General features: G+C 41.5%; 3 protein-coding genes. All 3 read left to right on the top strand.

The features are described 5' to 3' along the window. The first annotated feature begins 257 nt into the window (after positions 1–257). The 3 genes from yabG to V7201_RS20375 all read left to right on the top strand — a co-directional run bounded on the left by yabG (position 258) and on the right by V7201_RS20375 (position 1923). Positions 258–1121 (top strand): sporulation peptidase YabG, encoded by an 864-nt coding sequence (gene yabG, locus V7201_RS20385; RefSeq protein ID WP_438825088.1) that lies wholly within the window; start codon positions 258–260, stop codon positions 1119–1121. A 208-nt stretch (positions 1122–1329) separates the two neighbouring features. Continuing rightward, positions 1330–1593: a biofilm formation stimulator Veg gene (gene veg / locus V7201_RS20380; RefSeq protein WP_125481632.1), complete on the top strand. Its 264-nt coding sequence runs from the start codon at positions 1330–1332 to the stop codon at positions 1591–1593. Between the two features lie 150 nt (positions 1594–1743). Next, on the top strand, positions 1744–1923 hold the full coding sequence (locus tag V7201_RS20375) for a small, acid-soluble spore protein, alpha/beta type (RefSeq protein WP_125481631.1): 180 nt from the start codon (positions 1744–1746) through the stop codon (positions 1921–1923). The last annotated feature ends 348 nt before the right edge of the window (positions 1924–2271 follow it).

Raw genomic sequence — 2271 nt, 5'->3', positions numbered from 1 at the left:
TTTAGTCGGCCAGCGCTTGTCAGGGCAGACCAAGGCGCTGGCGCTTTTCTTATGCCAGAGCACTTCCATGAGCAGTTAGGAAAATCCTTCGGGGACAATCCGAAAATCAAATCAAGATATCCATCTAACAGAAAGCACATCAGTTCCAATGCACATAATCACATGTCTTTGGGTTTTTGCATAGTTTATCATTGAAAACCATTTAGCGCAGCCTATTGTGCGGGGCAATTGGAGTGACGATTGTGAACATTAACCTCATGGATATCGTCGGCAGGGTTTCGTATCAATGCGATATTATGTTCCGTGTAATCGATATCAGAGATATAAATGGCAAGAAAATCGCGATATTATATGGTGAGGATTTCCGGCTGATCGCCGATGCGCCCTATGGAGATTTATTGAAAATTGATCAAAATGTGCGCATGAGGCTGACGAAGGAATTCCGGTCACTTGAGGAACAGTCATATAAGCTTTTTCGACAGGACGTTGATTTACTGCAGCAAAAGCAGGAATATGAAACTACCGAGGGATATAGCAAATCCTATAATTATTTTCAGATGCCAGGAAAGGTCCTTCATTTAGATGGAGATCCGAATTATTTAAAAAAGTGCCTGACTCTTTATGAAAAAGTCGGCGTTCCCGTGTATGGCATCCATTGCAATGAAAAGGAGATGCCGGAAAAGGTCGGCAAGCTGATTGATTATTACCGGCCGGATATTTTGGTCATTACAGGGCATGATGCTTATTCAAAGTCAAAGGGCTCAATGGAAGACCTGAATGCTTATCGCCATTCCAAACATTTTGTCCAGACTGTGAGGGAAGCAAGGAAAAAGATTCCCCATCTTGACCAGCTCGTCATCTTTGCTGGCGCCTGCCAGTCCCATTTCGAATCACTGATCCATGCTGGGGCAAATTTCGCGAGTTCACCGTCGAGGGTAAATATTCATGCTCTAGATCCAGTTTATATAGTGGCTAAAATTAGTTTTACGCCTTTTATGGAGCGCATCAATGTCTGGGATGTTTTGCGGAATACACTGACAGGTGATAAGGGTCTTGGAGGCATAGAAACAAAAGGAGTACTAAGGACAGGAATGCCATATAAAAAGAATTCGCCGGAGTAAAGACTGATGTCCAGTCTCGTCCGGCGCTTTTTTATGGATTGATGTACATATTTTACCGTGATAAAGGCTACTCTAAAAATGTTGAAAATTAGAAGAAAAAGAAGAAGAAAAGATATTGACTTTTATTTTTATCAACTGTTATAATTTATGTTTTTGTTTGACGAAAGTGGTGTCAGCGTGTTATACTTTACACAGTGAGGTGGACCGAATGCCAAAAACATTATCGGATATCAAAAAAGCTCTTGATTCAAACTTAGGAAAAAGACTCTTGCTAAAGGCCAACGGCGGACGCAGAAAAACGATCGAACGTTCTGGTGTATTAGCTGAAACTTATCCTTCTGTTTTCGTGATTGAGCTCGACCAGGATGAAAATGCTTTTGAACGTGTTTCGTACAGCTACGCAGATGTTTTAACAGAAACGGTTGAAATTACCTTCTTTGAGGATACAACAGGATCAATGGCATTGAGCTAAGGCTCAATGAGGTACAGGCAGTGGACTTTCGGGTTAACTGCTTTTTATTTTGCCCAAAATTCGCAGCACATAGGATAATTTAGGCTTACATGAAAACCTCCTTTTAAAAAGAAACTAAAAAAGCCTCGATGGTAAAAGGAGATGGTTTTCGTGGGCAGAAGAAGAGGGATTATGTCTGACAGGTTGAAAGAGGAGCTTGCGAAAGAACTTGGGTTTTATGATGTTGTCCAGAAAGAAGGCTGGGGCGGCATCAAGGCCAAGGACGCAGGGAACATGGTCAAGCGAGCGATCGAATTAGCTGAGCAGCAGCTTGTTAACCAGAAGCACTGACCTAAGATGGATATTCTTTGGTAAACTGCCAAATAGCCTGCCTTTAGAGACTCTTTTCGTACCAATCGTAATATGCGAGAAAAGCCATGGCTGAAAAAATAATTCGAAACCATCGGGGTACCGGGGCTTAGGCTCCGGTTTTTTTGTTTAGTGGAGGTAAGCTAGGCCTAATATGAAATACCTTTAAGATTTACTGCGCACACCGTATATTCCCTAATTATTTGTGAATTTACTGTATTCGACATAATGCAAATGATAAAATAAAGGAATGTTTCGAGGAGATGAGTCTTACTTTTATTACTTTTGGAGAGTATATGTTCAACTTCGATAATTGTCCAGCTCCAGCGC

This window comes from Bacillus sp. JJ1122, from assembly GCF_036964885.1.
Lineage (GTDB): Bacteria > Bacillota > Bacilli > Bacillales > Cytobacillaceae > Mesobacillus.
This window is presented reverse-complemented; position numbering and strand designations above follow the sequence as displayed.